The following is a 25,899-nucleotide window of genomic DNA, read 5'->3' on the forward strand; positions in this document are numbered from 1 at the left end:
ATTTCCTTTCGATTTTATTATGATTTTTTTATTTACAAATCAATGAGCGGGTTTGTTGGCCAGGGGGCAACAAAAAATGCTGCCACGGAGTCAGCGGGCACATCTGACAACGTTTTAAATTGCCATTGTGGGTTTTGATCTTTATCGATTAATAGTGCACGTACGCCTTCGGGAAACTCACTGTGACGAACGATGTTGGTCGCCAGTAAAATTTCTTGTTGAAACACAGCTTTTAAGCTGAGTCCTTTGCATATTTCCAGTTGTTGGAATATCCATTTGACTGCCAAGGGTGAACCATTTGCCAGCCCGGCTTTGGCACGTTGCATCCATTTGTCGGCAGTTTCTAGCGCTGCTATGTTAGCCGCGATCGCCTCGACATCATCACCGGCACACAAATCATTAATCAGTGATTGATGCGCCGCTAAATTGCCCGCAGGTATATCTTCAGCGGGCAGTTGTTGATCGCTGAACATGTCGTCGAGCTGTGTTTCAATCGCTGGCGAAGACCAATCCAGCGCCAGCAACAGCGACATCACATCGTCTTTTTTGCTATGACTGACAAGGTGGTTGGCGATACCGGCATAGAGGCTGTCTGTGCCATTAATCGACGCGCCAGTTAAGGCTAAAAACCGACCGCATTGGCCAGGCATGGTGTTTAAAAAATAGCTACCACCGACATCGGGGAATAATCCGATGGTGACTTCGGGCATGGCAATACGGGTTTTTTCCGTGGCGATTCGATGTGAGCAGCCGGCAAAAACACCCAGGCCGCCACCCATGACTATACCGTGCCCCCAAGCAATCGTGGGTTTGCCGTAATGATGCAGCAAATAATCCAGTCGGTACTCCTGGTCAAAAAATCTTTCGGCATCGACGCAGGGACCGCCAGGATTATCGGCAGAGGACTTGTGCAGGGCTTGAACATCGCCGCCGGCGCAGAAAGCTTTTTCACCGGCACCTTGAATAAAGACCGCGGCGATTTGGTCATTTTTTTGCCAGCGCTGTAATTGCGCCAGCATGATATCAACCATGACAAGGGTTAATGAATTAAGGGTTTTCTCACTGTTTAAGGTAAGTACACCAATAATTTTACCGTTGTTAGTCGCAATCTCTTCGCATAAAACAGGGGTTGTCATTAGCGGTTCTTCCATTCGGGTTTGCGTTTTTCAACAAAGGCGCCGACCCCTTCTTTTTGGTCTTGGCTGTCCCACAAGCGAACAAACATTTCACGCTCTTTTGTGTAATTAGAATTTATATCACCGTCTCGTGCCGCCATGATTAATTCTTTGCAGTAACGTACGGATGTTGGTGATTGCTTTTCAACCTTGGCGGCAAGTTCCAGGGCGCGGTCTAAAACGGTACCGGTTGCAACGACCTCGGATACGAGGCCGATTTTTTCAGCCTGTGCCGACTTTAGACGTTCGCCTAATAGGATCATGCGTTTTGCCCAGCCTTCACCGACCAGCCATGACAGCTGCTGAGAGCCTAAGCCGCAGGGTAATAAGCCAACGGATGCTTCGGGCAGAGCCATTTGGGCTTGCTCTTCACAGATTCTAACATCGCAGGATAGGGCGACTTCTAGGCCACCGCCCATGGCATAGCCTGTTATGGCTGCTATCGACACACCTTGATAGTTGCTGAGGGCTTCAAAGGCCGAGCCAAAAGCGCGAGAAAAATCAAAAGAGAGGCCTTTGTTATCGTGGTTGAAGCGAGTGAGATCTGCTCCGGCGCTGAAAAATTTCTCGCTTTCACTATAAATAATAAGCGAATAGTTCTCTCTGTCGACATTGAGATCAGCAACTATTTCTTCTAGGTAATGAAGGCTTTCGGGTGTCCATGTATTCGCTGGTGCGTTATTTAAGGTGATGATGGCGACATGACCGCGCTTTTCCAGTTTTAATAAATCACTCATGTGGAATCCTTTGTAGTGTACCGCTGTGTTTGTAGAGCAGCAGATTGATTATCGAATAAGGTCGGTGGCGCCATCTTCTAGGATGCGGCGTGCGGTAATCACGCGCATGATTTCATTGGTGCCTTCTAAAATTTGATGAACCCGTGCATCGCGCATATAGCGTTCGATGGGATATTCTTTCATATAGCCATAGCCACCGTGCAACTGTAGTGCATCATTACAGACTTTGAAGCCCACGTCTGTTGCAAAGCGCTTGGCCATGGCACAGTAAGTGGTTTTGTCGGCGTCATCGGTATCGATCTTATTGGCGGCCAGGCGAATCATTTGCCGTGCAGCGACGAGCTCTGTCACCATGTCGGCCAGTTTAAATTGCAGGGCTTGAAACGCAGCCAACGGCTTGCCAAATTGTTGACGCTCCCGCATATAAGCCTGGGCCAAATTAATGCAGGCTTGTGCAGCACCTACTGAACAGCTGGCTATATTTATGCGGCCACCATCCAAGCCTGTCATGGCGATCTTAAAGCCTTCACCCTCGGCTCCCAGCAAACAGTTGGCATCAACGCGAACATTCTCGAAGCTGATAGCCCGTGTCGGCTGTGAATTCCAACCCATTTTATGTTCGTTTTTACCGTAGCTAATGCCATCTAGGTTGGCTGGTATGGCAAAGGCCGAAACCCCTTTGGCGCCATCGGCCTGTGAACCGGTACGAGCCATGACGACTAACACATCTGTTTCGCCGGCACCGCTGATGAACATCTTGCTGCCGTTTATAACATAGTGGTCGCCGTCTTTTTGAGCGCTGGTGCGAAGTGCCGCTGCATCGCTGCCGGCACCGGGTTCGGTCAGGCAGTATGAAGCCAGTTTCTCACCGACGACCAAATCACTACACCACTGCTCTTTGATTGCCGGCTTACCCCAGCTGGCAATCATCCAGCTGGCCATATTATGGATAGACACAAACGCTGCTGTTGAGGTACAGCCCATCGCTAGCTCTTCGAGAATAATCGTCGTATCCAGGCGGGATAAATTAATCCCGCCCACTTCCTCGGGGCAGTACATGCCCATAAAGCCGAGTTCACCTGCTTTCTTGAACATGGCCTTGGGAAATGTCTTGTCCGCATCCCACTCGGCAGCAAAGGGCTGCATTTCACCCGCCGCGAAGCTGCGCGCCGCATCTTGAAAGGCTATTTGATCGTCGTTAAGTGCAAAGTCCATTATGGCTTCCTAAGGCTAAAATTTATTCATTACAGAGCCGAACAACTGATCGTCACTGGGCAGTTCTTTGGTGGTGTCTAATGGCTTTGAAATCCAGGTGACATTGATCAGATCTTGCCAGGTAATGTTGTTGTTTGTGCCGTTGCCGCCCCATGAGCCGCAGCCCAGTGAAAAAGTTTGGCGCATACCATTCCATAGGTTACCGCTGTTTGAGGCCGCCTGGGGTTGGTTGACCATGACTCTGGATGTCTTGGTTTTTAAGCCAAACTTAATGATGTTGTCATCGTTGTTTGAGTAAATACCGCATGAGTGACCCTGGCCTTGATAGGTTTGGATATCATTGGTCAAGGCTATGGCCTCATCAATGTCGGCTACCTTGTAAAAGGCCATGGTGACGGACATCTTTTCTCCAGAAAAAGGGAAGTCCTTGCCTGCGCCGGTTTCTTTGACAATGAAAAAGGTTTTACCCTCAGGAATTTCAAACCCTGCAATGGCCGCCATGTTGCTGGCCGGCTGGGCAACGATGCGTGCGCTGATATGACCATCTTCCCATATCACCGCCTGTAGCTTGGCTTTTTCTTCAGCGTTGACTAAGTAGCCACCCTCGGCCTGTAGTTTGTCGAGTAATTCATCATAAACTGATGCTAAAGCAACAACCGAGTTATCTGAAGAACATGAGGCCGCCAGGTCTAAGGTTTTAGAAATTCTGATTTTTTCAGCGGCAGTAGCCAGGTCGGCGCTGTCATCAACCGTAATCACCGCATTACCAGCGCCGACACCGAGAGCCGGTGTGCCCGATGAATAGGCGGCAGTGACCATGGCTGGGCCGCCGGTGGCCAAAACGCGGTCACATTGCTTCATCAAGGCGTCGGTTCCTTCCAGGGACGGAGTCTCGATGGCGATGACCAGGTCTTCAGGGGCGCCGCAGGCCTTGACCGCCTCGCGCAATAAGTCGCAAATCATTTTGTTGGTAAGCTTTGACCGGGGATGGGGGGCCAAGATAATGGAGTTGCGGCCCTTGATCGCTGAAATCGCCTTGATAACCGGTGTCGCCTCTGGGTTAGTACAGGGAATCAATGCACCGATGACGCCGACAGGCTTGGCAATTTTAATAATGTTGCGTGTCTTGTCTTCCTCGATGACGCCGACAGACTTGTCGTCAATAATATCCATCAAGGTGGCGCGTGTTTTGCGGGATATCTTTAAGAACTTACCATCGTAGTTACCTAGTTGTGTTTCATCGACAGTAAATTGCGCAATCTTTTCCGCCACGCCAGGGCGGCATACTGCCCACACCATGGCTGTTATTAGCTCATCAACCTGCTCTTGCGTGTAGTCTTCTATTTGGGCTTGGGCGTTTTTAGAGCGTTCAATCAACTGGCTGATGTCTGCTGCTGCTTGTTGCTCGGTGTCTAGGTTGAGTCCCATAATATCTGCCTTGTAAAATCAAAATGATGAATTTTATTGTTTATATAAAGAGTGCTTAATTCATAAGAACACATACGTATAAAGGAGTGAATTGACTATTTTATTATAATGATGGACTATATTGCGGTTTCCTGTAGATTGTTTGTTTTATTGATCTTCCACGCATTTTGAGCGAGAAAATAACATTGAGTAAACCTTCACGGTGGCCGTTGTCATCAGACAGCGTGCGCTTTATTACCCCCCGGGTATTAATCGATCGGCTTCATGCTCACCCTCTTTCAATCGGCTTATATATTACCGCCATGGGATATTATCCGAAGGCGCACGGGCATCGGATGGCGCGAGTCCAACACCATGATCACATTCTCATATACTGCACCGCTGGCGGTGGGACGCTGACGGTAGAAGGGGAGACCACCGCTGTCAGCAGTGGTGATATTATTTATTTGCCCCACGGCTCAACCCACCAGTACCAGGCCAATAGCGTGGATCCATGGAGTTTATACTGGCTTCATTTCGATGGGCATTTAGCAGAGGCTTTTGGTGAGCACATTAATCTGCCCTTGCACCGGTTTGCTATTGGACTTCAGGCACGTGTGGTGCGTGTTTTTGATGGTGTTGTGGCACTGCGGCATAGCAGCCATAATATTGCTGAATTTATTCAGGGAGGGCATCAGGTTCAGGCTTTGCTGAGTTATATTGCCCTACTGGTGCAGCAGCGACAGCCCTATGCGGTGAATTGCTTCGATACAGAACATATACGGGCGATGATGCAAGAGCATATCCACGCAAAGCTTGATCTCGATATGCTGGCGAATGAAGCCAGGTTATCAAAGTTTCATTTCTCAAAAAAATTCAAACAAGCCACCGGTGAGTCGCCGATAAAATTTTTCATCAACATGAAAATGCAGCGAGCCTGTTATTTGCTCGACAGTACAGCACGACCGATTAAACATATTGCTGCCGGCCTTGGTTACCAAGACGCCTATTACTTCTCGCGGCTGTTTAAGAAAACCATTGGGGTGTCGCCAGAGGGTTACCGGCAGGCCAAGCAATAATCCCCCTGCCAGGGGGCAGATTATTGTCTGATAAATGTTGGGCAATGTTTTACCGTACTTTTTCCATAGGGATTGGCTGGAATGACACAGATTGAGCAATACCTGATTTTTGGGCAGGCCGCGCAGGCGGGTAGTTTCAGCCGTGCGGCTGAGCAACTGGGGGTCTCTAACTCCCATGTAAGCAAACACATAGCCAAACTTGAGCAGTCGCTTGGTTACAAGCTGTTTAATCGCAGCCCACGTCTACAGCTGACCGATAGTGGCGCCTCTCTATTACCGGAGGTGACGGCCATGATGGCCGCCTACCAGTCGTTGACAGAGACAGCTCCCACGCTCAAGGGTGAGGCGTCGGGGCTGGTTCGCCTCAGCCTGCCACCGCTGTTGGCGAGGAAGGCAATACTCCCTAGGCTGGCACCCTTTTTGCGGCAAAATCCCAAGTTAAAAGTAGAGATCAATATTCAACAGTCGACGCTGCAGGCATTCTCAGAGAATACCGATTTGGTCGTTACTCTCGGCAGCCTCCCCGATAGTTCGCTGGTTTGCCAGCGCATTGGTGAGTGTGAAACGTTGCTGGTGGCAACCCCAGCCTATTTGCAGCAAAACGGCGTGCCGGCATCGCCAGTCGACCTCCGTCAGCATATCTGTCTGGCGTCACAATACCCCAATTTTGAAAATGCCACTCCCTGGCAGTTGCGAAAAAATAAAGAGCGACATGCTATTGAGGTGAACAGCCCCGTTGCCACCAATGACATTTATGCAGTTAAGCAACTGGTGTTAGACAATCTGGGTATTGGTGTCATGTTGAAATTCTTTGTTGAGCAAGAACTCAGCAACGGCCATCTAGTGCCGGTGTTAGATGAGTATGATTTTGCGATGAAACCACCAATATATATCATCTCTCATGACCGAGAGTTGATGCCCAAAAGTGTGAGCCTGTTCAAGGCATTTTTGATTGAGGCCATTACCGATGGGCTGTCAATGATAGCGTCTTAAACAGTGCTAGCCGCTCGGTTTAATCGGCTGGCTAAGTTATTGTTGTCGATTGCGGATAATCAGTCGATATCTTATGATATCGGCACTCTTTTTTGTTGCTGTTTTGTATGCTGGCGACACATTTATTGGTTTAGTAGAAAGGAATTCTTATGAAATCTCCCGTTTTGATTGGTGCTGTTGTTGCAGGTGGCTTGGCGGTGGCCCCTTATTTTGTCGGTCAGGCAGCAGAGGAGAAAATACATCAACTGGTTTCAGCCTTCGACGGCACGCCGTCGGCGAAAATGACCGTAAAAAACTATCAACGCAACTGGTTCGATAGTCACGCTGAACTAGCGCTTTCAGTAGATTTGGAAGATCAAGGCGGTGTATTAACCTTCGATTATGTATTGGACCTTAACCATGGACCAATTCTTCTGTCCGGCGAATCGACGCTGGGCTGGGTCAGTTGGCAGGGCGCGATTGAAGCGGGTGAAAGGATTGCCTCGGTACTGAGCTGGGATACATCCCGGTCTTTTTATCAGCAAAATGGCGTTGTCGGCCTAGGTGGTGGTCTGGATTTTGATGAATCAGTTGTGGCCTTTACCAGTAAGTTGGATCCCAATGAGATTGTGTTTTCAGGCTACGATGGCCAGGGGCGACAGCAAGACGGTAGCATTGTTTATAGCGGTGGTGCTGACTCGTTGGTGATTAAGAGTGAGAGCGGACCTATGGCAATACGCGGCCTTAAAACCGAGGCTGTTATTGATGCTGACCTGTATAAAATCATTAACAGTGATCTTTACAATAGCGAGATAACCGTGCTGATTGATGAAATCACCGCCGGTAATGACTTGGCTATGAAGCAATTGGTCATAAATGCGCAAACAGCCATGCACGAGGATGGCGAGTTAGTTGATATGAGTGGTGGCTACGCCATCGCGTCGATACAGGTGCAAGAACACAGCGTAACCGATTTGGGTATTGGTTTTGAAATGCGTAATATCAGTGCTGAATTTAATACCATTTATACCGACAAGCTGCAGCAGGCCATTGATAATGGCGAGGATATTTCTGAGGCCACCAACCGTATTTTGATTGAAACCCTACCAACACTGTTAGCCTCAAAGCCGGTGATGGAAATTAAAGACGTCCGCTTTACCCTGCCGCAGGGACGCTTCAATGCCAATATGATGCTGGCGGTTGATGCGGTCGATCAGCTGGCACCCGAACAGATGGCTGATCCGGCTTTCTGGCTGGATAAACTGAGCATCACAGCAGATGCCAAGGTGAAGAAAGAGTTGGCACAAATGTTAGCCACACGGATGCTGGAGTACCAAATGTTACAGGATCCTGAGGTTGAAGTGAGCCCGGAGGAAGTGGCTCAATTTGCTGAAATGCAATCTTCTACCGTTTTGTCTATGTTGCAAGGCCAGGGTTTGATCAGTGATGGCGGTGAAGACTTTGTTGTCGATTTCAGTCTGCAAAAAGGTCAGGCGGTATTGAATGGTAATGCCATCCCGTTAGATGCCATGCTACAGCAGTAAGCATTGGGCCGATCGGTTCAATGGATATTCGCCGATCGTCCACCATCATACTTATCGATATGACTACAGATGGTAGCTGTTCTCCTCGTTGACTGATGGCTGTATGTATCGACGTTCATCACGGTTTACTGATTGGTAAGGATTGGTTACGCATGGGATTTTCGTGACTAAATAGTGCTAGAATTGAGGGCTTGTCGTTTGTTGGTTGTTAGCAGGCGAATGATTAAATGGGCCCACCCTATGCAAGACCCCCCGATGCAGCATCGAACCACGTTCACCTTGAACAAGGCACACTACAGCGAGTGCTTTGAAGAGTCGCGTAAGGTATCGCCGGTGACGAATAGTCAGCGTTACCAGAAAGCGGCAATATTGTTTTTTCTGGCGCTGGTGTTGTCACAAACAACAGTCGATGGCTACGTTACGGGCTTCTTTTTTATGTTGGCTATTATCGATGCTTTGTCAGTGTATTATGCTCGCGGTTGGTGGCTGGCCCGGCAGTTAATCAGCCGTGCCTCCGGCGGCGAGGTGACACTGCTCATTAATGGGCAGGGCATTGAAATTCAGTCAGAATACGTCAATCAGCAACTGCTCTGGCCTGATATTGCTGAGATTAAGCAAACCGACCGGGGCTTGATTGTCTACCCTGTCGCCGGTGGCCAAAGCTATATTAGCAAGCACAGCTTAACCGATGATGTGACCGCCTTTATATTGAGCCACAATAAGAATGAGTGAGAATGGATATGAGTTTTAGTGGAAAGGACTATTATTCGGCGGAATTTAACGGCTTGGATTGTGCCGGCGAGAGCTTCTCGGGTATCGAGTTTGACAGTTGCCAATTCATCGATTGTGATTTCAGTGAGACGGTATTTAAAAGTTGTCAGTTTATCGATTGCGGCTTCTCCTCGAGCAATTTGAGCAATAGCCAGTTGAGTTACAGCAAATTTACCGATGTCGAGTTCGACCAATGTAAGTTGATAGGCATCGACTGGACCAAGGCCAATTGGCCGAATATGTCGTTTAATGCCCCGATTAGCTTCAAAAAATCGTTACTCAATGACAGCTCGTTTTTTGGCTTAAGCCTTGCGCACATGGTTGTCGACGAGTGCAAGGCGCACCACGTTGACTTTCGTGAGGCCAGCCTGTCTGAGGCCAGTTTTGTCTACAGTGATTTGAGCCATAGCCTGTTTGGCCGCACCGATCTCAGCCTGGCTGATTTCAGTGAGGCGACAAATTATGATATCGATTTGTCACAAAACAAGGTGGCAGGGGCGAAATTTACCCGTTATGAGGCGGCTCGTCTACTGCGAAGCTTTGACATCGAATTAGTCGATTAAACACTGGCGGCGGTGCCGAGGCCGGCTTTAAATACTTTCAGCAGGTTCAGCAGGTTCAGCAGGTTCAGCAGGTTCAGCAGGTTCAGCAGGTTCAGCAGGTTCAGCAGGTTCGGCAGGTTGTTGCGGCTCTGTCATTGCCTTGGTTTTCTTGGGCTGATCAGTCACGAGCTTGTTAATGCTGGGTATAGCCATAGACTGATGGTTGTCGGCGCTGTCTTGGCTGGGACCATAACGGCGTATCACCGGCAGAAACAGCCCCGCAGGCGCGGGTAACCAGTTGCCGCGAAGCGAGCGTTTAGGCGGCTTGTTTTGCATGTAAATATCGATAGAGCCATCGGCATTCACCATTAATTCTTTGCTGTTGCTGCCAATGGAGTAGCGCTGCAGTTCATTGCTATAAAACAACTGTTGGGGCAGGGTATAGAGGCTGATCGACCAGAAGTATTGTGTAGTGGGTAGCTGTTCCTTGTCGAAATGCAGAACGTATTGATGGCTGCTGGCATCCAATGGCTGTTGCTCGCCGTCGGCCAACCAGCTGTAACTGTCGCTTTGCTGTTTATTGTTACTCCAGGGGCCGATCATCAAGCCTAGGCTGCGGCTGATGTAGTCTGTTTTTATCGTGTTGCGGTCGCCATAGAGTCGTCGCTCTTGCGGTGTTGCGGCCTCAGCTGTCAGCAGCAGTTTGGCATCATCAATACCTTTTTGGATGGCGAGACGTTGTGAGTCGTTTAGGCGATTAGCGTCGAAATCCCCGTCGCTGCTGATACCAATCTTCGCCAGATGCGCCCAGGCACTATCGTCCTCTTTCTGCTTTTTGATAAAGGGCATCAGGAATTTTAAATAACTAAAAAATGATGGGCGCGAAAGGTTTTTTTGCGCCCAAACCGGCCAGTATGTATCCATCTTCGGCGGTGGTTGAGTACCCAAGTATTGGCTCAAAGGTTTTAATTGATAGCTTTGCTGGATGGCCTGCAAATTATCAGCGTCTTCACCGCCCTCGAAACCGGTACGGGTTAGCGAACCCAGCAGCGAACTCTCGCCACGTATCACCCGTTTAATGCCTGTCGGTACCTTGCCCTGCCAACCTGGGGCAACCAGTAAATAGTTACCACCCTGGTAGCCATCTTTTATCGATCCGGGGTTGTCGATAATAAAGCCCCATAAATCATTCCATTGCGAGGTGTAGTAACGGTCGGGTTCGACCTCTGGCAACGTCAGTACGTAGGGCTCTGCGCGCAGGTCGACCCAGGCCCAGGAGTAGGGGGTGTCGTTGTTAGGCAGTTTGACTTGATTATTCTTTGCTGTCACCGGCTGATAGTGGCCAAAGACACCAAAGCCGCCAATATATTGCTGCGAGCTACGATTGATGGCCTGTTGATAGAGCTGGCCATAGTTGACAATGACTGGGTAGGCAAAGATATAGCTCTCTTTGACGATGGTGGTAATGTCGCTGTCAGTGAGCTGTGCCATGGTGGCGTTGCTGTCATCAGTCCAGCTGTTTGAGCTTGTCAGAAGTAGGAATAATGCGCCGCATATACTCAGTACATTACGTGTCTCACGGCCAGTACGGCCACGGTTATGGCCTGGCGTTATGCGTAACGAGATATGAGGGATTAGCTTGATCATAAAGCGGTTCCGAGGGATGAAAAACTCATTTGATTGTCCTTGCACTGTCGGTAAAGATCAATGACTTAATACATCGACAGGTCAAAACTGCGCGTAGAGACAGAATTTGCTGGCTAATCAACAAAATTTTGATATGACTATAATTACAAACATACGTGTATGTTTGTATAATCGCGCCAATTTTCACCGTTAGGGCTTTGCCATGAAACTTCATCAGATAAAAGACCGACCTTGGTTAGTCGTCGCCGTTGTGGCGGCGCTGTTGGTAGCCTATCGCTTTGCGCAGGTTGCTAATCAGGCCTCATTACCGGTGGTTGAACGGGAGCCGGTGCGAGTAAACACCTTATTCGTACAGCCGCAAAACCTGATTACCTTTGTTTTTTCTGAGGGGACTGTGCAGGCGTCTCGCAAGGCCTTTCTCGATTTTGAGATGGCCGGTAAGGTGGTTGACCTCGGCAGTGACAGTGACGGTGAAGAGTTGCGTGAAGGGGTGCGGGTTTTTGGCCCTAAGGATGGTGCCACCCATGGGCAGATGTTGGCGCGTATCGACAGCCGAGAGAACACGGCGGGGGTGCAGTCGTTGGAGGCGCAGCTTCAGTCAGCCAGAGCTCAGAAAAGTGAGGCCGAGGCTAAAATGCAGCAGGTACGTAACGATTTAGCCCACAGCCAACAGAACTATTTACGGATGAAAGAAGTCTATGAGCGCGGTGTTATTGCTCAGGATGAGTTTAATTTAATTGAAACCAACTACCTTAACGCTCAAACCGCCATCGCCATGGCTAAGAGCAGTTTGCAGGCGACGGAGTCAGAGATTCAAAGCGTGACTGCTGAGTTGAATAAGGCGGCTGTCAGTTTGGAGAAAACGGCATTGTTTGCTCCCTTTGATGGCGTGGTCACCGCGATGAATCTGCGCCGGGATAATCATTATTACCCCCCGGTAAGCGGTACCAGTAATCGTGAACGGGAGGCTAATAGTGCGTTTGTCATCGTCGACGACAGCCAGATGGAGATTCAACTTGAACTCCCCGCCAGTCAGGCTAAGTCGGTAAAAGAGGGGCAGGTGGTCTATTTGGCCGCCGATGACAGAGCACTGTATGCGGCGGAGAAAACAGGACACCTCAATCAGGCGGTGGCACAGGGAACAATCTGGTCTGTCAGCCCGGCGATTAACCTACAGCGACGCTCACAGACAGTCAAAGTGCGTTTTCAGCAGGGTAATTTGCGTCTTAACGAGGGCCAATTTGTGCGTGCATGGATCGTGGTTGAGCAGGTGGAGAATGTGGCCACCCTGCCGCGTCATGCCATGTCGTTTAAGCACGGCAAGCCTTATGTCTATGTTGTCGATAGTAATAACAAAGTCAGTGTTCGTCAGCTGGAGCTGGGTCTCAGCGGTCTGCGCCAAGTCGAAATCATCAGTGGTGTCAGCGTTGGCGATGCGGTGGTCGAACGTGGTCAACATTTGTTGGTTGATGGCGGTGAAGTGATTATCGTAGGGGATACCCAATGACTGGAGTTTTTCGTCGCCGACTCTTTGTTGAAACATTGATTGGTCGTCTGCTACTGGGGATGTTGCTGCTGGCCGGTGTCATGGCCTACAACAATATGGCGCGGGAAAACTTTCCCGATCTAGAAATTCCCCAGGCCTTGGTCAGCACCTATTGGCCCGGTGCTGCACCGGATCAAATCGAGAAGAGCGTGACCAAACACCTGGAAGATGAAATCGTTAGTATCAATGGCTTAAAGTCTTATACCAGTGGTTCTTATAACTCTTACTCAATCATTGCAGTGGAATTTGATGCCGATATGAACCTGTCGGATTCAATGCAGTTATTGCGTGCCGCTGTTGATAAGGCGGCGGCAGAGTTTCCCAGCGGTGCCGGCATCGAAAAGTCCAGTATTGAAGAAATGGCAGTGACTAATATGCCGGTGGTGACGTGGTCGCTCAGCGGCAGTGTCGATGACATGCTGATCTCCGACAGCGCCAAGCGCTTAGAAAAGGCGCTCGAGGCGTTGCCGCTGGTCAAGAAGGTCAATATCAGCGGCCTGCGAGAAAAAAGCCTACATATTCGTTTACACCATGAGCGTTTAAGAGAGCTGGGGATATCACCCATTACTGTTCGTGATCGTATTCAGTCGGCAAATAACGATATGGCTTGGGGAGAGTTTGAAGCAGAAGAGAATACTTATAACCTCTATCTAGCGGGACGATTTGAGACCGTCGAGCAGCTGCGACAACTACCGATAGGGCGATTAGAAAACCAGCGGCCTGTTCGCCTCGAAGAGGTTGCCGAGGTCAATCTTCAGCTCGACAAAGAGAAAAGTCGCTCTTTTTTTAGTATCGAGGGCGGCGATTATCGCCGCGGTGTTACGCTCGATGTGCTCAAGCGCCCAGGCGCCGATAGTCTTGCCGTCATTGCCTCCACACAGGCGTTAATCGATCAGTGGCAACAGCAGCAGGATTGGCCGCGAGGGTTAAAGATTACGCGATTAAGCGATGATGGCGAACTGATCGAGTTGGCGTTTAATGATATTTCATCGTCGATGATGCAGGCGGTAGTCATCGTCTTTTTGGTCTTGATGTTACTGCTCAGTTGGCGCGAGGCATTGATTGCCGGTTTTGCCCTACCAGTAACGATGTTGGCCGTGCTAGCGATCATGGGGCTGTTGGGTTATAGCTTCAACTCGATGATTATGATCGGTATGGTGCTAGCGTTAGGGTTAATGGTCGATGTCTATATCCTTGTGATGGAGGGTATGCATGATAATTATTATGTTCGCAAACAGCCGTATTCCACTGCGGTCTTAAGCACGGTTAAGCAGTTTTTCTTACCGGCAGCCGCGGGGCAGCTGACCACCATTTTGGCGATGTTGCCAATGATGATGATTGGCGGTATCGATGGCAAGTTCATTCGTATTCTGCCGATAACGATTACGGTATCGTTGCTGGTAAGTTTATTGGTGGCCTTTGCCATCTGCCTTCCGTTGTCGCGCTATCTATTAGAAAACACAGAGAGTGAAAAAGAGCTCTATATCGATAAATTGGCTCGCGAATACCGTCAACGCGTGCAGCATTGGTTGATGACCCATGTGGTTGTCAGTCGCCGTCGAGCAGGGTTGTGGGTGAGCGGTGCCATCGGCTTGTTTATTGGCAGTATTTTTATTGCCGGTTTGCTGCCGTCACAGATGTATGCTGAAACGGATGATCGAAAAATTGGCGTGGCCATTGTACTGCCACCAGATGCCACCTTGGAACAGTCCCAGCGGGTGGCAGACAAGGTGTCGGTGTTTTTGCAGCGCCAGCCCTGGATAGAGAAAAGCGTGGCCTATGTGGGGGCTAAAAGCCCGATGACGACGGGCTCGTTGAAAGATGCTCTGCTGCCGAGTGAGGCATGGAATCAGGTTGGTTTTAGTCTGACATTATTGCCCAAGCATGAGCGTCAATTGTTGTCCTTCGAATACCTTGATGGTATCCGTAGTGGCATCCTCGATGCCACCGCAGACGAGCCGGGTTTGCAGCTTCGGCTGGTGCATATAGGAGGTGACCCGGGTGCGGAGGCGCCTATTCAAATCGATTTTATTGGCGATGACTATCAACAGTTGGCCGATATTGCCGCCGAGGCAAAGCGGCGCTTAGCCGGTATTGCGGGCACTGTCGATATCGATGATAACCTCGGGCCAATGTTGAACGAAATTCGCTTTACCCTCGACGCTGAGATGCTCAATTTCCACGGCATTGATGAGCAGGATATGGCACAGCAAATTCGTATTGCGATGGAAGAGGATAAAATCGGCGAGTTCAAGGTTGAGGGTATCGACGATGATCCCAAAATTCGTCTCAGTGTGCACTGGCCAAGCCGCGGCAATGAGCAGGGTGGACCAAAGAATGTTGCCGAATTAGAGTTGCTGCAGATTATCACCCCCGATGGCCAGTCCGTGCCCATGTTAGATTTGGCGGAGTACACTATTGCTAATATTCCTCGGGTGTTAGTGCATAAAGAGGGGCAGCGCTCAGTGACGGTTAACGCGCGAGTTGAGGGGCGGACAGTCGGTGAGATTTTGACTGATTTTGTGCCAGAGCTGGAGGCAATGTCGGCCACTTGGCCGGCGGAATATTACTATCAACTTGCCGGTGAAGTGGAAAAATCCGACAATAGTTTTGGTCAGATGGGGGTGGCGCTAATCGCGGCGCTGGTGTTGATTTTTGTGTTATTGGCGCTGATTTTCAACTCCTTTGCCCAGCCACTGATTATTCTGGCGGTGGTGCCGTTGGCTATGATCGGGACCTTCTTGGGTTTTTTCCTCACCGGCACGATAATGTCGTTTTCCGGCATGATCGGCGTGGTCTCGCTGGCCGGTATCGCGGTGAATAATGGTATCGTGTTGGTCGATACTATTAATCGCAACCGGGCCAAGGGTATGGCTGTCGCACAGGCGGCCAGCCTCGGCGCGGCCGAACGTCTGCGGCCGATACTCAGCACCAGCCTGACGACCATCTTGAGCCTGTTGCCGCTGGCCTTTACCGACCCCTCATGGTACCCGCTGTGCATGGCGATCATATACGGCATGATTGCCTCAACAATGATCGCCATACTCATTGTCCCAGCACTGTATTTATTAATGACTAATGATGACAGTCAGCGACAGGTACAAACATTCTAAGTGCGAGGAAGGGGCGGTATGGCAAGAAAAAGTAAGCATGAGGCGGAAAAAACCCGGCAGGCATTACTCGATTCTGCACTGCAAATGTTTGGCGAATTAGGCCTGGTTAAAACAACACTCAGCCAGATTGCCAAAAATGCAGGGGTTACCCGCGGTGCTATCTATTGGCACTTTGATGATAAGGCTGACCTGATGATGGCGCTGTGGCAGGCAGAGTTTTCGGGCTTTAATATTATTGCCGCTGAGATGGCCAGCTTGACGGGTAAAGAACTGCGACAGGCGCTGTTACAGTCCTGCCAAGAGTTTTGCCAGCAGTGCTTTAGCAACCCGCGACTGCAACAGGTGGTCAAGCTGTCTCTGCAAGTGTATGCCGATGAAGATTGCATGAAAATATTCGCGGATTGTCGGCAGCAGGATATTGATAGTCTGCAGGCTGTGATGGATTTGTTGTTTGCCGAGCAGCAGTTGCTGCCGCATTTAAATGCTGAGTCGGCGACATGGGTGTTGAATGCGATGATTGCAGGTTTTTGCCATCAATGGGTGGTAGTCGATGAGGATAAGCAGATAGCAGGCCAGCTGCCGGCTCTTATGCGCAGTCTCGAATGCAGTCTTTTCAACACGGCTTGATGGGCTTATCCAAAGGCTATTTTTTCGATGTATTATCAATTATGTACGCCTTAATCGCTGGCCGCAGCCACTCGCCGGGTTACCGCGAAAGCAATTGCAACAACAACTGGCTTCCTCGTCAGAGTTGGGCAGTACTTAACAGGCGGCGGCAAGAGGTAACCGTCGTCGCCAGTCACAGGATGAAATACCGTGAGTCTGACGCGGATAGATGGCACAATTGCGGCGTTTTTATCGATTACTCAATAGGTCTCAGCATGGATATTACCGCCAAACTACAACAACACTGCCAGCACAACCGTGATACGGGGCTTACCGCGGCGGTTATTGAAGACATTGATAATGCCGAGAACCAATATGCTTTGCTATCGATCTTTTCCAGCGACGTTAATGCGGGGGGCTTTGCTCAGTTCGTATATAATGCCAACGGTATTTACATCGGCGAGGTTTTTGAGATTTTAGAAAAAATCGAGGCGACCGAGACCGCGATATTTTTAGATCGGGCGATTAATCTTTGTCTCGATGAGGAAAAGTTGTATCAGAAATTCCTCGCCGCAGATTTTGCCGATTCCTATTTTAAAAAGAAGCTCGATAAGATCAGCGAGGACTACCGCAAGGCTGAACAGAGCTTTGAACAAGAGGCCGAGGAATACCTATCCGCGTTAATCACGGGCTGTGAGGCGGAGTAACAAGTGCTGTTGCCTGTTGAGGTGTTATTGACATTCTTCTTGGTGTCGACCTTGTTATCGTTGTCACCGGGGCCTGACAATATTTTTGTATTGACTCAGTCCATCGTCAACGGGGCGCGCGCTGGGATTGTTATTACACTAGGGTTGTGCACCGGTTTGATTTTTCACAGTGTTGCCGTGGCGTTTGGCTTGGCGACAGTGTTTCAAACCAGCCCGGCAGCCTTTACCGCGTTGACAATGATGGGTGCCGGTTATTTATTGTATTTGGCTTGGATGAGTCTTCGTGCCAACGACACGTATCTAATCGCCGATAAATCCGCGGCAGCAGACATTGCTTTCATGCGGCTATACCGGCGCGGCATTATTATGAATATAACCAACCCCAAGGTGGCGATTTTCTTTCTCGCTTTTCTGCCGCAGTTTACGATCGCCGACCAGGGTAATATGGCTATTCAACTGCTGACCCTCGGTGCGGTGTTTATTCTTGCAGCACTGCTTGTCTTTTGTGCGATTGCGTCGGCTTCAGGCCAGCTGCGTCAGCTGTTTGTTTCGTCGAAAACAGTGCAAAAAAGGTTGAATGTAACCGCAGCAGTGGTATTTGCACTGTTAGCGTTGCGCTTGCTGTTGGTTTAAGTCAAGGCGCGGCGGGGGTTCCAGGCCGATTGAAGAAAAATCAATAAGCTTTTTATTGAAGTGTAGACATCTCTGATTATTCTCTGTAACATTTGGTTCAGCTAGAAAGAAAGTCTCATGTTTATAGTCTCCAATTCGTTGTTTTATTCGTAATTCCTTCGACCTGTAGCTTCATAAGTCTAAGTCTATTTTCCCGCTATTAACGCCTTATAAGGGCACTTTTCAATTAAATATCAGGATATTATTATGTCTAATACAACTACTGGCACTGTAAAATGGTTCAACGAAACTAAAGGTTTCGGTTTCATCGAGCAAGAGTCTGGCCCAGATGTTTTCGCTCACTTCAGCGCTATCACTGGCGACGGTTTCAAAACCCTTGCTGAAGGCCAAAAAGTTGAGTTCACCGTAACTCAAGGTCAAAAAGGCCCACAGGCTGAGAACATCGTAGCTCTATAATCTGCTACCATGTCATCAAAAAAGGTAAGCTTCTTTAAGCTTACCTTTTTTTTTGGCTTAAATTTCACAAAATCAGCCGAGCGTGCGTATAATCAGCTAGGTAACTATCGATTAACTAGGAGAAAAAAATGAGCAAAGGTACAGTTAAGTGGTTTAATGCCGATAAAGGTTTTGGCTTTATTACTCCAGAAGATGGCGGCAAAGACCTCTTTGTTCATCATTCTGAGATCCAAAGCGGCGGCGGTTATGCCACACTCAATGACGGTCAGGCGGTAGAGTTTGAAGTTGGCCAGGGTCAGAAGGGTCCGTGCGCAAATAAGGTCGTACCACTGTAATTTAGTGGTGTCGAAAAAGCAGGGCTGCCGGACGGCGGTTGTGTGAGCTAAGTGATTAGTTAATAGACCAGCAAGGCAAATAGCTCTGTTGGTTTTTTTTTGCCTTATGGATGGAACCTGGCAAATGGCTAAGGTTTTAGTGGCGCTGACGCTGATTGGTGACATGGTTCTGATTGCTAATGCTCTCAACATGGTGCTGGGCTAATAGGCTATCTAGCGCCGGATGGTCAGTGGTATAATCGCGCGATTATCGATCCCTGTTGCCAGCCCGTGATGACAGGTTTCCCCTTTGTTCTGTAAAAGGCTAATACATTGAAGAACCTACTGCTGTTGATTTCTCCTCAGGCCAAGTCAGCTTATTTTAATGATTATATCGATGTTGCCAAGGCAGAGCTGTGTTGGCTGATCGGTGGTCAAGAGGTTGAGCATCGACGCATGGGCGAGATGGATTTTTTAGCCGTGGCCAGCTGCGATGTCTCGCTGCAGCAATTAGCTCGGCTGTCATTCATTTACGGCATCTTCGAGCAGGATGGCGATAAGTTGCTGCCCCTTAGCGCAGAAAGTGAGTTTTCGCTGCATGAGAACTTTGTTTTCGGTTCAAAATTCAAGGGCAAGACCAACGAATTATTGACTCAAATGCTGATCAATGTCGGGCTCAAGAGTATTGATTACCGCAATGTTTCCGAGCTTAAGCTACTCGATCCTATGTGCGGCAGGGCGACCACGCTGCTTTGGGCAATGCGTTATGGTATCAAGGCCAAGGGCATAGAGCAGGACGTCAAGGCGATAGCCGATGTACGGATGAATATCAAAAAATGGTGCAAGGTTCAGCGCCAAAAGCACAGTTTTAAAGAGGGTTTTATCGGCAAGGCCAATAAGCACGACAAGGGAAAATTTATTGATTTTGACGCTGCAGACAGTTCAATGCGAATGATTAATGGCGACAGCACCGAGGCAAATACGCTGTTGAAAAATGAGAAATTTGATTTATTGGTCAGTGATCTTCCCTATGGTGTTCAACACTTTACCACCGACAAAACCCGCGACCCGATTTCAGTGCTAAAGGATTGTGTTGAGGCCTGGAGCAAGAGTTTAAAAATCAATGGCGTGATTGTATTGTCGTTTAATCGCTATCTCCCCAGACGGGAAAAACTCATTGGCGTGTTTGAGAGTGAAGGTTTTTCCGCCTTAGATTTCAGTGCCGAACACCGTATGAGCGAGTCTATCGTGCGTGATGTGGTGATTTTAAGAAAACTGTACTGATAAGCACTAGACGCCGCAGTAGTTGCTGCGGTTTTTATATGTTGTGAAAAATTAAAAATTCCGCTGTACCATTCTGCCTGTCTCAATATATTGATGGAGCAGCATAATGAGTATTAATGTCAGAACCGTTCAGCAAATTTTGACCAGCGGCGGTGTTGTAAAATTTAACAATAATAACTTGAATCCTGTCTTTTGTAGCGCTGTGCCTAAGATGCCCAGCCCCCTCGGAGTTTTTGATCAATACCGAATGGCGCGGGCGACTTTTGATAATAATGCAATTACCATGACGGGTGTCGAAGAGAGTGACCTTCAGGCCAATGCTATTAATATTGTCTATGAAGACAATTATGCTACCACCGGCAGTGTTGGTGCCTCGCGTTTAGTGTATTCCGATAGCTTTTCTGGGTGTGTGTTTTATCTTTACCGTGGCCCCATGGGTTATATTCATGCGGTACACGCCTCCCGCGCCAGTGGAAATCTGGCCGATCCCAGCTCGTATTTTGCCAAGCGTGGGGGGACGGAAATACACAAGTGGGATAGCCAGGGTGCTCTCTCCGATGAGATGTTATTAAAGGGTTGGTTTGGCGCGGTGATCGCAGTAGTCAATCACGATCAAATTGACGTGTTTTCCGTGGCGCTGAAAGGCGATTCCAAGCTTCGAGCCAATAGGGTAATGAGCGTCTTAGATCACACTGTGATTGCTTCGGGGGCAACAGAAGCATAAGGGTTGGGCATGACAAAGATCTCAGGTACTCAGGAAAAAACAGCCGTACGACACTGGCTGCTAGGAATAATTCTGTCAACAATACTTGAGTCTGCCGTCCACACTAGCGGAGGAGAGATTAGCACTGCAGCATGGTTGCAGACAAAGCGCGATAGGCAACCTTAGCCTTCGGTTGGGTTTGCCTTGGCCGGCTTGGGCAGCAGTGGTTTCTTTACCAGCGGCCAAAATAATTCCTCGGCCCAGTGTAGTCTCGGTGAGATCGGTAAGCCGAATTGCTGTTGACGTCGGTTAGGTATTTTGGCGGTACCAAACCAGCGGTCAAAGACAAATAGAGTGACTGCATAATTACCGTTAGGGTGAGCGCCCTTGCCATAGGCGTGATGAGCATGGTGAGTGTCTGGCAGTGTGATGTAGCGCTCTAATACCTGCCAGGCCGGTTCTGTAAACGGCAGTTTGGCGCGTAAATATAAGTCCCAGCGGTACGATGTATGGGTTAATACATTGGTCAGGTAGGAGGCTAATACCGCCAGCGCATAGCCCTCATACAGGCCGGTATACATACTGAAGGCGCCGAGCCAAGGCTGGGGTAGCAAGAACATCCAAAAGAAGTTGTAGCGATACATGAGTCCGACGCTCATATCCTGGCCACTGTGATGGGTGCGGTGTAGCTTCCACAGCCAGCGCCATTCGTGGGCGGCGCGGTGGATCCAATAATGCAAAAATTCCTTGGTGACAAACAGGCAGAGAAAGGCCAGCCACACAGGGGTGTCGGCCAGGCTCATGCTTTTGCTGGGCAGCAGTGTGGCAAAGCCGTAGCCAATCACTCCGCCTAGAATACTGCCCGAGACAATGGGCTGGCCGATCAAGCCGGCGACGGAGAATAAGGCGTCGCGACCGGGGCGTTTGAATGTTTTAATCCTGCCGCCAAAAAACTCCAGCGCATAGATAATAAAAAACACACTGAACACTACAGTGCCAAGTTGTGCCTGTACATCTGCAACATTGTTTTCCATCAATTTAACCTCAGAATTGAAAATTTATATTTTTGTTAAAAGCCGCGCAACGAGGCAATCTTCTCAATGGCATCGCGCGATTGCTGTAATTGGTTAACGGGGTGCTCGGTGGCGTAGCCCAGGGCGATGCCAGCCATCAGTTTTTCATCGCGGTTGATGTCCAGTGCCCTGCGCACCATATTTGGCCAGGCGGTCCAGCTCACCTGTGGGCAGGTGCTGAGGCCGCGCTCTTCGGCCAGCAGCATCAGGCTCTGCATCAGTATGCCGATGTCCAGACACTGGGCGTCGCCCATGCAGCGATCCATGGTAATAAAAACACCGACGGGGGCACCGAAGAAATTAAAATTCTTCATCACCTGCTCGATGCGCTTGCCCTTGTCCTCGCGGCTGATATCCAGTGCCTGATACATTTTATTGGCACACTGGTTGCGATTGTCCAAGTAGTCGGCTTCCAGCTTGGCGGGGTAGGGGGGGAATTCTGCGGTATCGCCACCGCCAGACATGATTTGCTCGCCAACAGAGGCCAGCGCCTGCTCAAGTGCGTCACCGGTTAATACATAGAGATGCCACGGCTGAATATTACTGCCCGATGCTGACAGCCCGGCTAATTCGATAATCTCTTTGATCACCGATTTATCGACTGGTCGCTGTTGAAAGTCGCGAGCTGATTGGCGGTGTTGAAGGGCTTGGCTGACGGTAATGGCTGACATTTATCTCTCTCGAAATTTGCGGGGTGTAGGCAGTATAATAATTGTTTCTGTATTAATTTAAATATCTTAAAATTAACAACTGAGTTTCCCATTGGGAAACAATAAAGAAGGTGAATTGAGGAGGTGAAGATGAATAAGCTCAATGAATTAATGATTTTTGCCAAGGTGGTCGAGGCTGGCAGCTTCTCTGCAGCGGCCCAATTATTGGGTGTAACTAAATCATCGGTGAGCAAAAAAATCAGCGCCCTGGAGCAGCATCTGGGTGTGAAGCTGTTGCAACGGACAACCCGTAAAATCGGCATTACCGAGGCTGGCCAGGGTATTTATCAGCGCTGTTTAGCCATCCAGCATGAGTTGGACGCTGTCGAGCACGAGGTGGCTGCGGTACAACAGGCGCCGACAGGGGTGCTGAAAATTGGTGCCTCACCGATGTTTGGCAATGCCACCTTGGCGGCAATGATGCCGGAATTTTTACTGCGCTACCCCGACGTGACGGTAAATCTTCACCTCACTGAACTGCAGAGTGACTTGATTGGAGAGGGTTTCGATATGTCGCTGCGCATGGGTGAGATGGCTGATTCGACAATGATTGCCCAGCACCTGTGTACGGTAAAAGTATTGATCTGTGCCTCGCCAAGTTATCTCAATCGCTTTGGGCGGCCGCTGGCACCTGCTGATTTAGAGAGTCATCAATACCTGCGCTGGCAACAGGAGGACACTGCGCCCTTTGAACAGGTCGTGTTGCAAAAAAACGGCAGTTATTATGAGAGCAAGATTAACAGCAAGATCAGCAGTAATAATGCCATCGCGCTGCGTGAGGCGGCAATCAATGGTGGTGGTATCACCATGTTACCGGATTTTGCAGTCGAGCAGCAGTTGGCCAAGGGGGAGCTGGAGGTGGTGTTACCGGGCTACCATATTAATAGCTATCCTATTTCGATGGTCTACCCCGACCGTCGTCAGATGCCGGCGAAGCTGTCGGTGTTTATTGAATATTTAAAGACTAAATTCAACCGTTAATAGCGCCTTTGGCCGGATTGAAAAGACGGGGCCGATGGCGTTAAATGCAATCTCTGTATAAATTTTGGGTCAGCATCATGCCGCGACAGGTTCAGGTTGCCTACACTGGGTTAATCTCGATAGTAGTCAATCATTTACAGGCTTTGGGCATCGATGTCTACTCGTTGGCAGAGCGTTGCGAGTTTCCGCTGGAGGCGATTGATAATCATCGGGTAATCACAGAGGAGTCGTGGCACCAGTTGATTAATGCACTGGTGGAAGATCAGGGCAGTCAAATTCTATTCCGCATATCCCAGGATTTCCTGGCACAAACGTTTTGTCCGACCGTTGTCGACCAGCTGCCGGGAAGCTTCTCCGAGTCGCTCAATGTGTTGATGGGGTTTGCGCGCTCGATGTCATATTCCGACAGGGTGGCGCTTGCGCAGACCGAGCATCACTACCAATTGGTACAAAAGAAGGTCTATCTCGATAGTAAAAGTACGCTCTTCCCCGAGCAGTTGGCCCTGTCGTTCATGATCGAAATGATCAGAATGCTAACGGGGACTGACTGGCAGCCGACAGAGGTGTTTATGCAGTCGGATGCCGTCAGTGATGATTTTAAGGCGTTGCTGGGGCGGCGTTGCAAAATTTATTGCCAGCACTCGCAGACAAAGATTGTTATTGCCAAGGATTTAACTGTTCAAAACTTGGTGTTTCTCAATCATCAAACGGGTTTTAGCGATGACAGTGCGTTACAGGGAGAGGATTTATCGACGGCGAATATAGCCGTACTATTAAAGCCTTATATTGATTACGGGCGAATGCCGATTAATAAGGCGGCGGTGTTGTTGGGGGTCAGTAGCAGAACTCTGCAGCGTCGGTTGTTGGCGCAAGGCACTAGTTATAACGCCTTTGTCGATGGTCTGCTGAAGCAGAGGATGGCGTCGCTGGTGCTGAGCAGTGGCGACAGCTTTACTGATATAGCACAGTTGTTAGGCTATTCAACGCCAGGGCACTTTTCTCGGGCGTTTAAAAAACTGACAGGCATGAGCCCACGAGAGTATCGTCAACATGGCGCTCAAAGCTGATTTTCGAATTAGAAGCTGGAGCCCGGCTGGCTTAGAAATTCGAGTTCTTGTTCGTTGGATTGCCGCCCTAGAATCATGTTGCGATGAGGGTAGCGGCCGAATTGGTCGATGATTTCTTTATGCCTCAACTCGAAGCGGTAGTTATCCTCGTTGCCATTGGCCTTGAATAGTTTCTCGGCTATCTGGTGTATGGCTTTCGATTCGCTGTGCATAAAAGGCATGTATAAGAAGGTGCGCTCTACGGGTGAAAGCTTTTTGTCGGCGCCGATGGCAATGGCCTCCTGCGCCAGGACAAGGGCAAGATTGTCGCTGGCAAAGGATTGCGGGGTGTCACGAAACATATTGCGTGAGAACTGATCGAGCACAATCACCTCGGCCAATCGCCCCTTGGCTGATTGTCGCCAGTCGAATAGCTCACATTGATGCGCCTGGCTGTGTAGGTCGCCAAAGCGGTTGCAGATAAGGCTGTCCATGTCTTCATCCTTCAGCCACCACTGCTTGGGAGTGAGCTGCTCGAACCAAAACTGTAATACCTGCTGATAATGCATACTCTGCCTCTGCTGTTTGACCACTTTGCCTCTAAATTAGCACAATTGGGCAATATTCGGCGGTTAATTGATTGCTAGAGGGAGAAAGCAGGGCTTGTCTTGGGTGAAAAGGTTCACTCCGCCGTAGAATGGCGTTAAAATCATTGTTTTGATCATATTGATAGGAATGGATAATGGGCAGAGCGTATCAGAACCGTAAAGAATCGATGGCCAAAACCTCAGACGCCAAGGCGCGGGTTTACAGTAAATATGGTCGAGAGATATACGTCTGCGCCAAGGCTGGCGGCGTCGAGCCCGAAGGTAATCTGACGCTCCGCAGTTTGATTGATCGCGCCAAGAAGGATCAGGTTCCCAGCCATGTTATCGACAAGGCGATAGACAAGGCCAAAGGTGGCGGTGGCGAAGACTTCGCGACGGCTCGCTATGAGGGCTTTGGCCCCGGTGGCTGCATGGTGATTGTCGATTGCTTAACCGACAACCCTAACCGTACCTTTGGTGATGTTCGACAGTGTTTTACCAAGTGTAAGAGCAAACTGGGCGGTCAGGGCAGTGTCAGCCATATGTTCGATCACAGCGCTATTTTGGCATTCAGCGGTGATGATGAAGAGGCGGCACTCGAGGCGTTGATGATGGCTGATGTTGATGTCAACGATATCGAAAATGAAGACGGTAAAATTACGGTTTTCGCACCTAATACAGACTATTTTAAGGCCAAACAGGCACTGCTTGATGCCTTTGGTGAGATCGAATTCGATGTCGATGAAATTCAATTTGTGCCGCAGAATACCGCCCCTGTGACAGGTGAAGATGTTGCTATATTCGACCGCTTCGTTGACATGCTGGAAGATTTGGAGGACGTGCAAAACGTTTTCCACAACGCCGAATTTGAATAAGTATCACCAATTAGAAGGTTAGAAAGGCCGGCATATGCCGGCCTTTTTTTTTGCTTGAATTTCTTGTTAAGGTACTTTGATTCATCCCCTTACATCATAGAAGCTAACTAGTTTTGTTAGTTATATTTGTAAAATATTTAAGCCGTTTATAACGAGTTTATTTCATTTTTGTGATG

The 25,899-nt window shown here is 49.2% G+C and carries 25 protein-coding genes; 17 read left to right on the forward strand and 8 right to left on the reverse strand.

Features of this window, described 5'->3' with window-relative positions:
* Window positions 1-32: 32 nt before the first annotated feature.
* From L9P87_RS12815 to L9P87_RS12830, 4 genes are read right to left on the reverse strand one after another with little or no spacing between them, the layout of a single operon-like run.
* Window positions 33-1,136, reverse strand: a complete 1,104-nt coding sequence (locus L9P87_RS12815) for an enoyl-CoA hydratase/isomerase family protein (RefSeq protein WP_237445142.1) — start codon at window positions 1,134-1,136, stop codon at window positions 33-35.
* A complete protein-coding gene (locus L9P87_RS12820) occupies window positions 1,136-1,912 on the reverse strand; it encodes an enoyl-CoA hydratase (RefSeq protein ID WP_237445143.1) in 777 nt (258 codons plus the stop codon). Before L9P87_RS12820 ends, L9P87_RS12815 begins: the two co-directional genes overlap by 1 nt.
* Before the next feature lie 48 nt (window positions 1,913-1,960).
* Window positions 1,961-3,127 carry an acyl-CoA dehydrogenase family protein gene (locus L9P87_RS12825; RefSeq protein WP_237445144.1) on the reverse strand — a complete coding sequence of 389 codons (1,167 nt, stop codon included), beginning with the start codon at window positions 3,125-3,127 and terminating at the stop codon, window positions 1,961-1,963.
* Window positions 3,128-3,142: 15 nt separating this feature from the next.
* The gene (locus L9P87_RS12830; protein ID WP_237445145.1) at window positions 3,143-4,555 is read right to left on the reverse strand and encodes an aldehyde dehydrogenase family protein; all 1,413 of its coding nucleotides are present in this window, start codon (window positions 4,553-4,555) and stop codon (window positions 3,143-3,145) included.
* 185 nt (window positions 4,556-4,740) lie between these two features.
* On the opposite strand from L9P87_RS12830, the gene L9P87_RS12835 reads away from it, so the two are divergent.
* The 5 genes from L9P87_RS12835 to L9P87_RS12855 all read left to right on the forward strand — a co-directional run bounded on the left by L9P87_RS12835 (window position 4,741) and on the right by L9P87_RS12855 (window position 9,463).
* Window positions 4,741-5,613 carry an AraC family transcriptional regulator gene (locus tag L9P87_RS12835; RefSeq protein ID WP_237445146.1) on the forward strand — a complete coding sequence of 291 codons (873 nt, stop codon included), beginning with the start codon at window positions 4,741-4,743 and terminating at the stop codon, window positions 5,611-5,613.
* An 81-nt stretch (window positions 5,614-5,694) separates the two neighbouring features.
* The gene (locus L9P87_RS12840; RefSeq protein ID WP_237445147.1) at window positions 5,695-6,606 is read left to right on the forward strand and encodes a LysR family transcriptional regulator; all 912 of its coding nucleotides are present in this window, start codon (window positions 5,695-5,697) and stop codon (window positions 6,604-6,606) included.
* 149 nt (window positions 6,607-6,755) lie between these two features.
* On the forward strand, window positions 6,756-8,129 hold the full coding sequence (locus L9P87_RS12845) for a YdgA family protein (RefSeq protein WP_237445148.1): 1,374 nt from the start codon (window positions 6,756-6,758) through the stop codon (window positions 8,127-8,129).
* 240 nt (window positions 8,130-8,369) lie between these two features.
* Window positions 8,370-8,861, forward strand: a complete 492-nt coding sequence (locus tag L9P87_RS12850) for a YcxB family protein (protein WP_237445149.1) — start codon at window positions 8,370-8,372, stop codon at window positions 8,859-8,861.
* An 8-nt stretch (window positions 8,862-8,869) separates the two neighbouring features.
* Complete coding sequence (locus L9P87_RS12855) at window positions 8,870-9,463, forward strand: pentapeptide repeat-containing protein (protein WP_237445150.1); 594 nt, start codon at window positions 8,870-8,872, stop codon at window positions 9,461-9,463.
* 27 nt (window positions 9,464-9,490) lie between these two features.
* Here the strand turns inward: L9P87_RS12855 and L9P87_RS12860 are convergent, their stop codons facing one another.
* Window positions 9,491-11,089: a DUF1254 domain-containing protein gene (locus L9P87_RS12860; RefSeq protein WP_237445151.1), complete on the reverse strand. Its 1,599-nt coding sequence runs from the start codon at window positions 11,087-11,089 to the stop codon at window positions 9,491-9,493.
* Between the two features lie 202 nt (window positions 11,090-11,291).
* Here L9P87_RS12860 and L9P87_RS12865 point away from each other — a divergent pair, with 202 nt between their 5' ends.
* The 9 genes from L9P87_RS12865 to L9P87_RS12905 all read left to right on the forward strand — a co-directional run bounded on the left by L9P87_RS12865 (window position 11,292) and on the right by L9P87_RS12905 (window position 20,472).
* Window positions 11,292-12,596 carry an efflux RND transporter periplasmic adaptor subunit gene (locus L9P87_RS12865; protein WP_237445152.1) on the forward strand — a complete coding sequence of 435 codons (1,305 nt, stop codon included), beginning with the start codon at window positions 11,292-11,294 and terminating at the stop codon, window positions 12,594-12,596.
* Entirely contained in the window at window positions 12,593-15,748 is a 3,156-nt protein-coding gene (locus L9P87_RS12870) for an efflux RND transporter permease subunit (RefSeq protein ID WP_237445153.1), read from the forward strand. The genes L9P87_RS12865 and L9P87_RS12870 overlap by 4 nt, the downstream gene beginning before the upstream one ends.
* An 18-nt stretch (window positions 15,749-15,766) precedes the next feature.
* A complete protein-coding gene (locus tag L9P87_RS12875) occupies window positions 15,767-16,375 on the forward strand; it encodes a TetR family transcriptional regulator (protein ID WP_237445154.1) in 609 nt (202 codons plus the stop codon).
* On the forward strand, window positions 16,351-17,061 hold the full coding sequence (locus tag L9P87_RS12880; protein WP_237445155.1) for a DMP19 family protein: 711 nt from the start codon (window positions 16,351-16,353) through the stop codon (window positions 17,059-17,061). The genes L9P87_RS12875 and L9P87_RS12880 overlap by 25 nt, the downstream gene beginning before the upstream one ends.
* 3 nt (window positions 17,062-17,064) lie before the next feature.
* Window positions 17,065-17,694, forward strand: a complete 630-nt coding sequence (locus tag L9P87_RS12885) for a LysE family translocator (RefSeq protein WP_237445156.1) — start codon at window positions 17,065-17,067, stop codon at window positions 17,692-17,694.
* A gap of 246 nt (window positions 17,695-17,940) precedes the next feature.
* Entirely contained in the window at window positions 17,941-18,150 is a 210-nt protein-coding gene (locus L9P87_RS12890; protein WP_237445157.1) for a cold-shock protein, read from the forward strand.
* A 128-nt stretch (window positions 18,151-18,278) separates the two neighbouring features.
* Complete coding sequence (locus L9P87_RS12895) at window positions 18,279-18,485, forward strand: cold-shock protein (RefSeq protein WP_237445158.1); 207 nt, start codon at window positions 18,279-18,281, stop codon at window positions 18,483-18,485.
* Window positions 18,486-18,797: 312 nt separating this feature from the next.
* Complete coding sequence (locus L9P87_RS12900) at window positions 18,798-19,748, forward strand: TRM11 family SAM-dependent methyltransferase (protein WP_237445159.1); 951 nt, start codon at window positions 18,798-18,800, stop codon at window positions 19,746-19,748.
* 106 nt (window positions 19,749-19,854) lie between these two features.
* Window positions 19,855-20,472: a hypothetical protein gene (locus tag L9P87_RS12905; protein WP_237445160.1), complete on the forward strand. Its 618-nt coding sequence runs from the start codon at window positions 19,855-19,857 to the stop codon at window positions 20,470-20,472.
* A gap of 161 nt (window positions 20,473-20,633) precedes the next feature.
* Here L9P87_RS12905 and L9P87_RS12910 read toward each other — a convergent pair whose 3' ends face one another.
* Both L9P87_RS12910 and L9P87_RS12915 read right to left on the reverse strand, forming a co-directional pair.
* Window positions 20,634-21,485 (reverse strand): sterol desaturase family protein, encoded by an 852-nt coding sequence (locus L9P87_RS12910; RefSeq protein ID WP_237445161.1) that lies wholly within the window; start codon window positions 21,483-21,485, stop codon window positions 20,634-20,636.
* Window positions 21,486-21,520: 35 nt separating this feature from the next.
* Window positions 21,521-22,195 (reverse strand): nitroreductase, encoded by a 675-nt coding sequence (locus tag L9P87_RS12915; protein WP_237445162.1) that lies wholly within the window; start codon window positions 22,193-22,195, stop codon window positions 21,521-21,523.
* 129 nt (window positions 22,196-22,324) lie between these two features.
* Between L9P87_RS12915 and L9P87_RS12920 the strand changes: the two genes are divergently transcribed.
* Both L9P87_RS12920 and L9P87_RS12925 read left to right on the forward strand, forming a co-directional pair.
* On the forward strand, window positions 22,325-23,215 hold the full coding sequence (locus L9P87_RS12920; protein WP_237445163.1) for a LysR family transcriptional regulator: 891 nt from the start codon (window positions 22,325-22,327) through the stop codon (window positions 23,213-23,215).
* A 44-nt stretch (window positions 23,216-23,259) separates the two neighbouring features.
* Window positions 23,260-24,282 (forward strand): helix-turn-helix transcriptional regulator, encoded by a 1,023-nt coding sequence (locus tag L9P87_RS12925; RefSeq protein ID WP_237445164.1) that lies wholly within the window; start codon window positions 23,260-23,262, stop codon window positions 24,280-24,282.
* 8 nt (window positions 24,283-24,290) lie between these two features.
* Here L9P87_RS12925 and L9P87_RS12930 read toward each other — a convergent pair whose 3' ends face one another.
* Window positions 24,291-24,830, reverse strand: coding sequence for a DUF924 family protein (locus L9P87_RS12930; protein ID WP_237445165.1), 540 nt, complete (start codon window positions 24,828-24,830; stop codon window positions 24,291-24,293).
* Window positions 24,831-25,003: 173 nt separating this feature from the next.
* Here L9P87_RS12930 and L9P87_RS12935 point away from each other — a divergent pair, with 173 nt between their 5' ends.
* Entirely contained in the window at window positions 25,004-25,723 is a 720-nt protein-coding gene (locus L9P87_RS12935) for a YebC/PmpR family DNA-binding transcriptional regulator (RefSeq protein ID WP_237445166.1), read from the forward strand.
* Window positions 25,724-25,899: the final 176 nt, after the last annotated feature.

This window comes from Sinobacterium norvegicum, assembly GCF_923077115.1.
GTDB lineage: Bacteria > Pseudomonadota > Gammaproteobacteria > Pseudomonadales > Sinobacteriaceae > Sinobacterium > Sinobacterium norvegicum.

Coding starts and splice junctions, on each gene's coding strand:
- L9P87_RS12930 (WP_237445165.1), bottom strand. CDS start 24,830: ATGCATTATCAGCAGGTATTACAGTTTTGGTTCGAGCAGCTCACTCCC.
- L9P87_RS12910 (WP_237445161.1), bottom strand. CDS start 21,485: ATGGAAAACAATGTTGCAGATGTACAGGCACAACTTGGCACTGTAGTG.
- L9P87_RS12870 (WP_237445153.1), top strand. CDS start 12,593: ATGACTGGAGTTTTTCGTCGCCGACTCTTTGTTGAAACATTGATTGGT.
- L9P87_RS12825 (WP_237445144.1), bottom strand. CDS start 3,127: ATGGACTTTGCACTTAACGACGATCAAATAGCCTTTCAAGATGCGGCG.
- L9P87_RS12880 (WP_237445155.1), top strand. CDS start 16,351: ATGCAGTCTTTTCAACACGGCTTGATGGGCTTATCCAAAGGCTATTTT.
- L9P87_RS12815 (WP_237445142.1), bottom strand. CDS start 1,136: ATGACAACCCCTGTTTTATGCGAAGAGATTGCGACTAACAACGGTAAA.
- L9P87_RS12860 (WP_237445151.1), bottom strand. CDS start 11,089: ATGATCAAGCTAATCCCTCATATCTCGTTACGCATAACGCCAGGCCAT.
- L9P87_RS12890 (WP_237445157.1), top strand. CDS start 17,941: ATGTCTAATACAACTACTGGCACTGTAAAATGGTTCAACGAAACTAAA.
- L9P87_RS12920 (WP_237445163.1), top strand. CDS start 22,325: ATGAATAAGCTCAATGAATTAATGATTTTTGCCAAGGTGGTCGAGGCT.
- L9P87_RS12925 (WP_237445164.1), top strand. CDS start 23,260: ATGCAATCTCTGTATAAATTTTGGGTCAGCATCATGCCGCGACAGGTT.
- L9P87_RS12830 (WP_237445145.1), bottom strand. CDS start 4,555: ATGGGACTCAACCTAGACACCGAGCAACAAGCAGCAGCAGACATCAGC.
- L9P87_RS12915 (WP_237445162.1), bottom strand. CDS start 22,195: ATGTCAGCCATTACCGTCAGCCAAGCCCTTCAACACCGCCAATCAGCT.
- L9P87_RS12935 (WP_237445166.1), top strand. CDS start 25,004: ATGGGCAGAGCGTATCAGAACCGTAAAGAATCGATGGCCAAAACCTCA.
- L9P87_RS12850 (WP_237445149.1), top strand. CDS start 8,370: ATGCAAGACCCCCCGATGCAGCATCGAACCACGTTCACCTTGAACAAG.
- L9P87_RS12820 (WP_237445143.1), bottom strand. CDS start 1,912: ATGAGTGATTTATTAAAACTGGAAAAGCGCGGTCATGTCGCCATCATC.
- L9P87_RS12845 (WP_237445148.1), top strand. CDS start 6,756: ATGAAATCTCCCGTTTTGATTGGTGCTGTTGTTGCAGGTGGCTTGGCG.
- L9P87_RS12855 (WP_237445150.1), top strand. CDS start 8,870: ATGAGTTTTAGTGGAAAGGACTATTATTCGGCGGAATTTAACGGCTTG.
- L9P87_RS12905 (WP_237445160.1), top strand. CDS start 19,855: ATGAGTATTAATGTCAGAACCGTTCAGCAAATTTTGACCAGCGGCGGT.
- L9P87_RS12840 (WP_237445147.1), top strand. CDS start 5,695: ATGACACAGATTGAGCAATACCTGATTTTTGGGCAGGCCGCGCAGGCG.
- L9P87_RS12895 (WP_237445158.1), top strand. CDS start 18,279: ATGAGCAAAGGTACAGTTAAGTGGTTTAATGCCGATAAAGGTTTTGGC.
- L9P87_RS12875 (WP_237445154.1), top strand. CDS start 15,767: ATGGCAAGAAAAAGTAAGCATGAGGCGGAAAAAACCCGGCAGGCATTA.
- L9P87_RS12865 (WP_237445152.1), top strand. CDS start 11,292: ATGAAACTTCATCAGATAAAAGACCGACCTTGGTTAGTCGTCGCCGTT.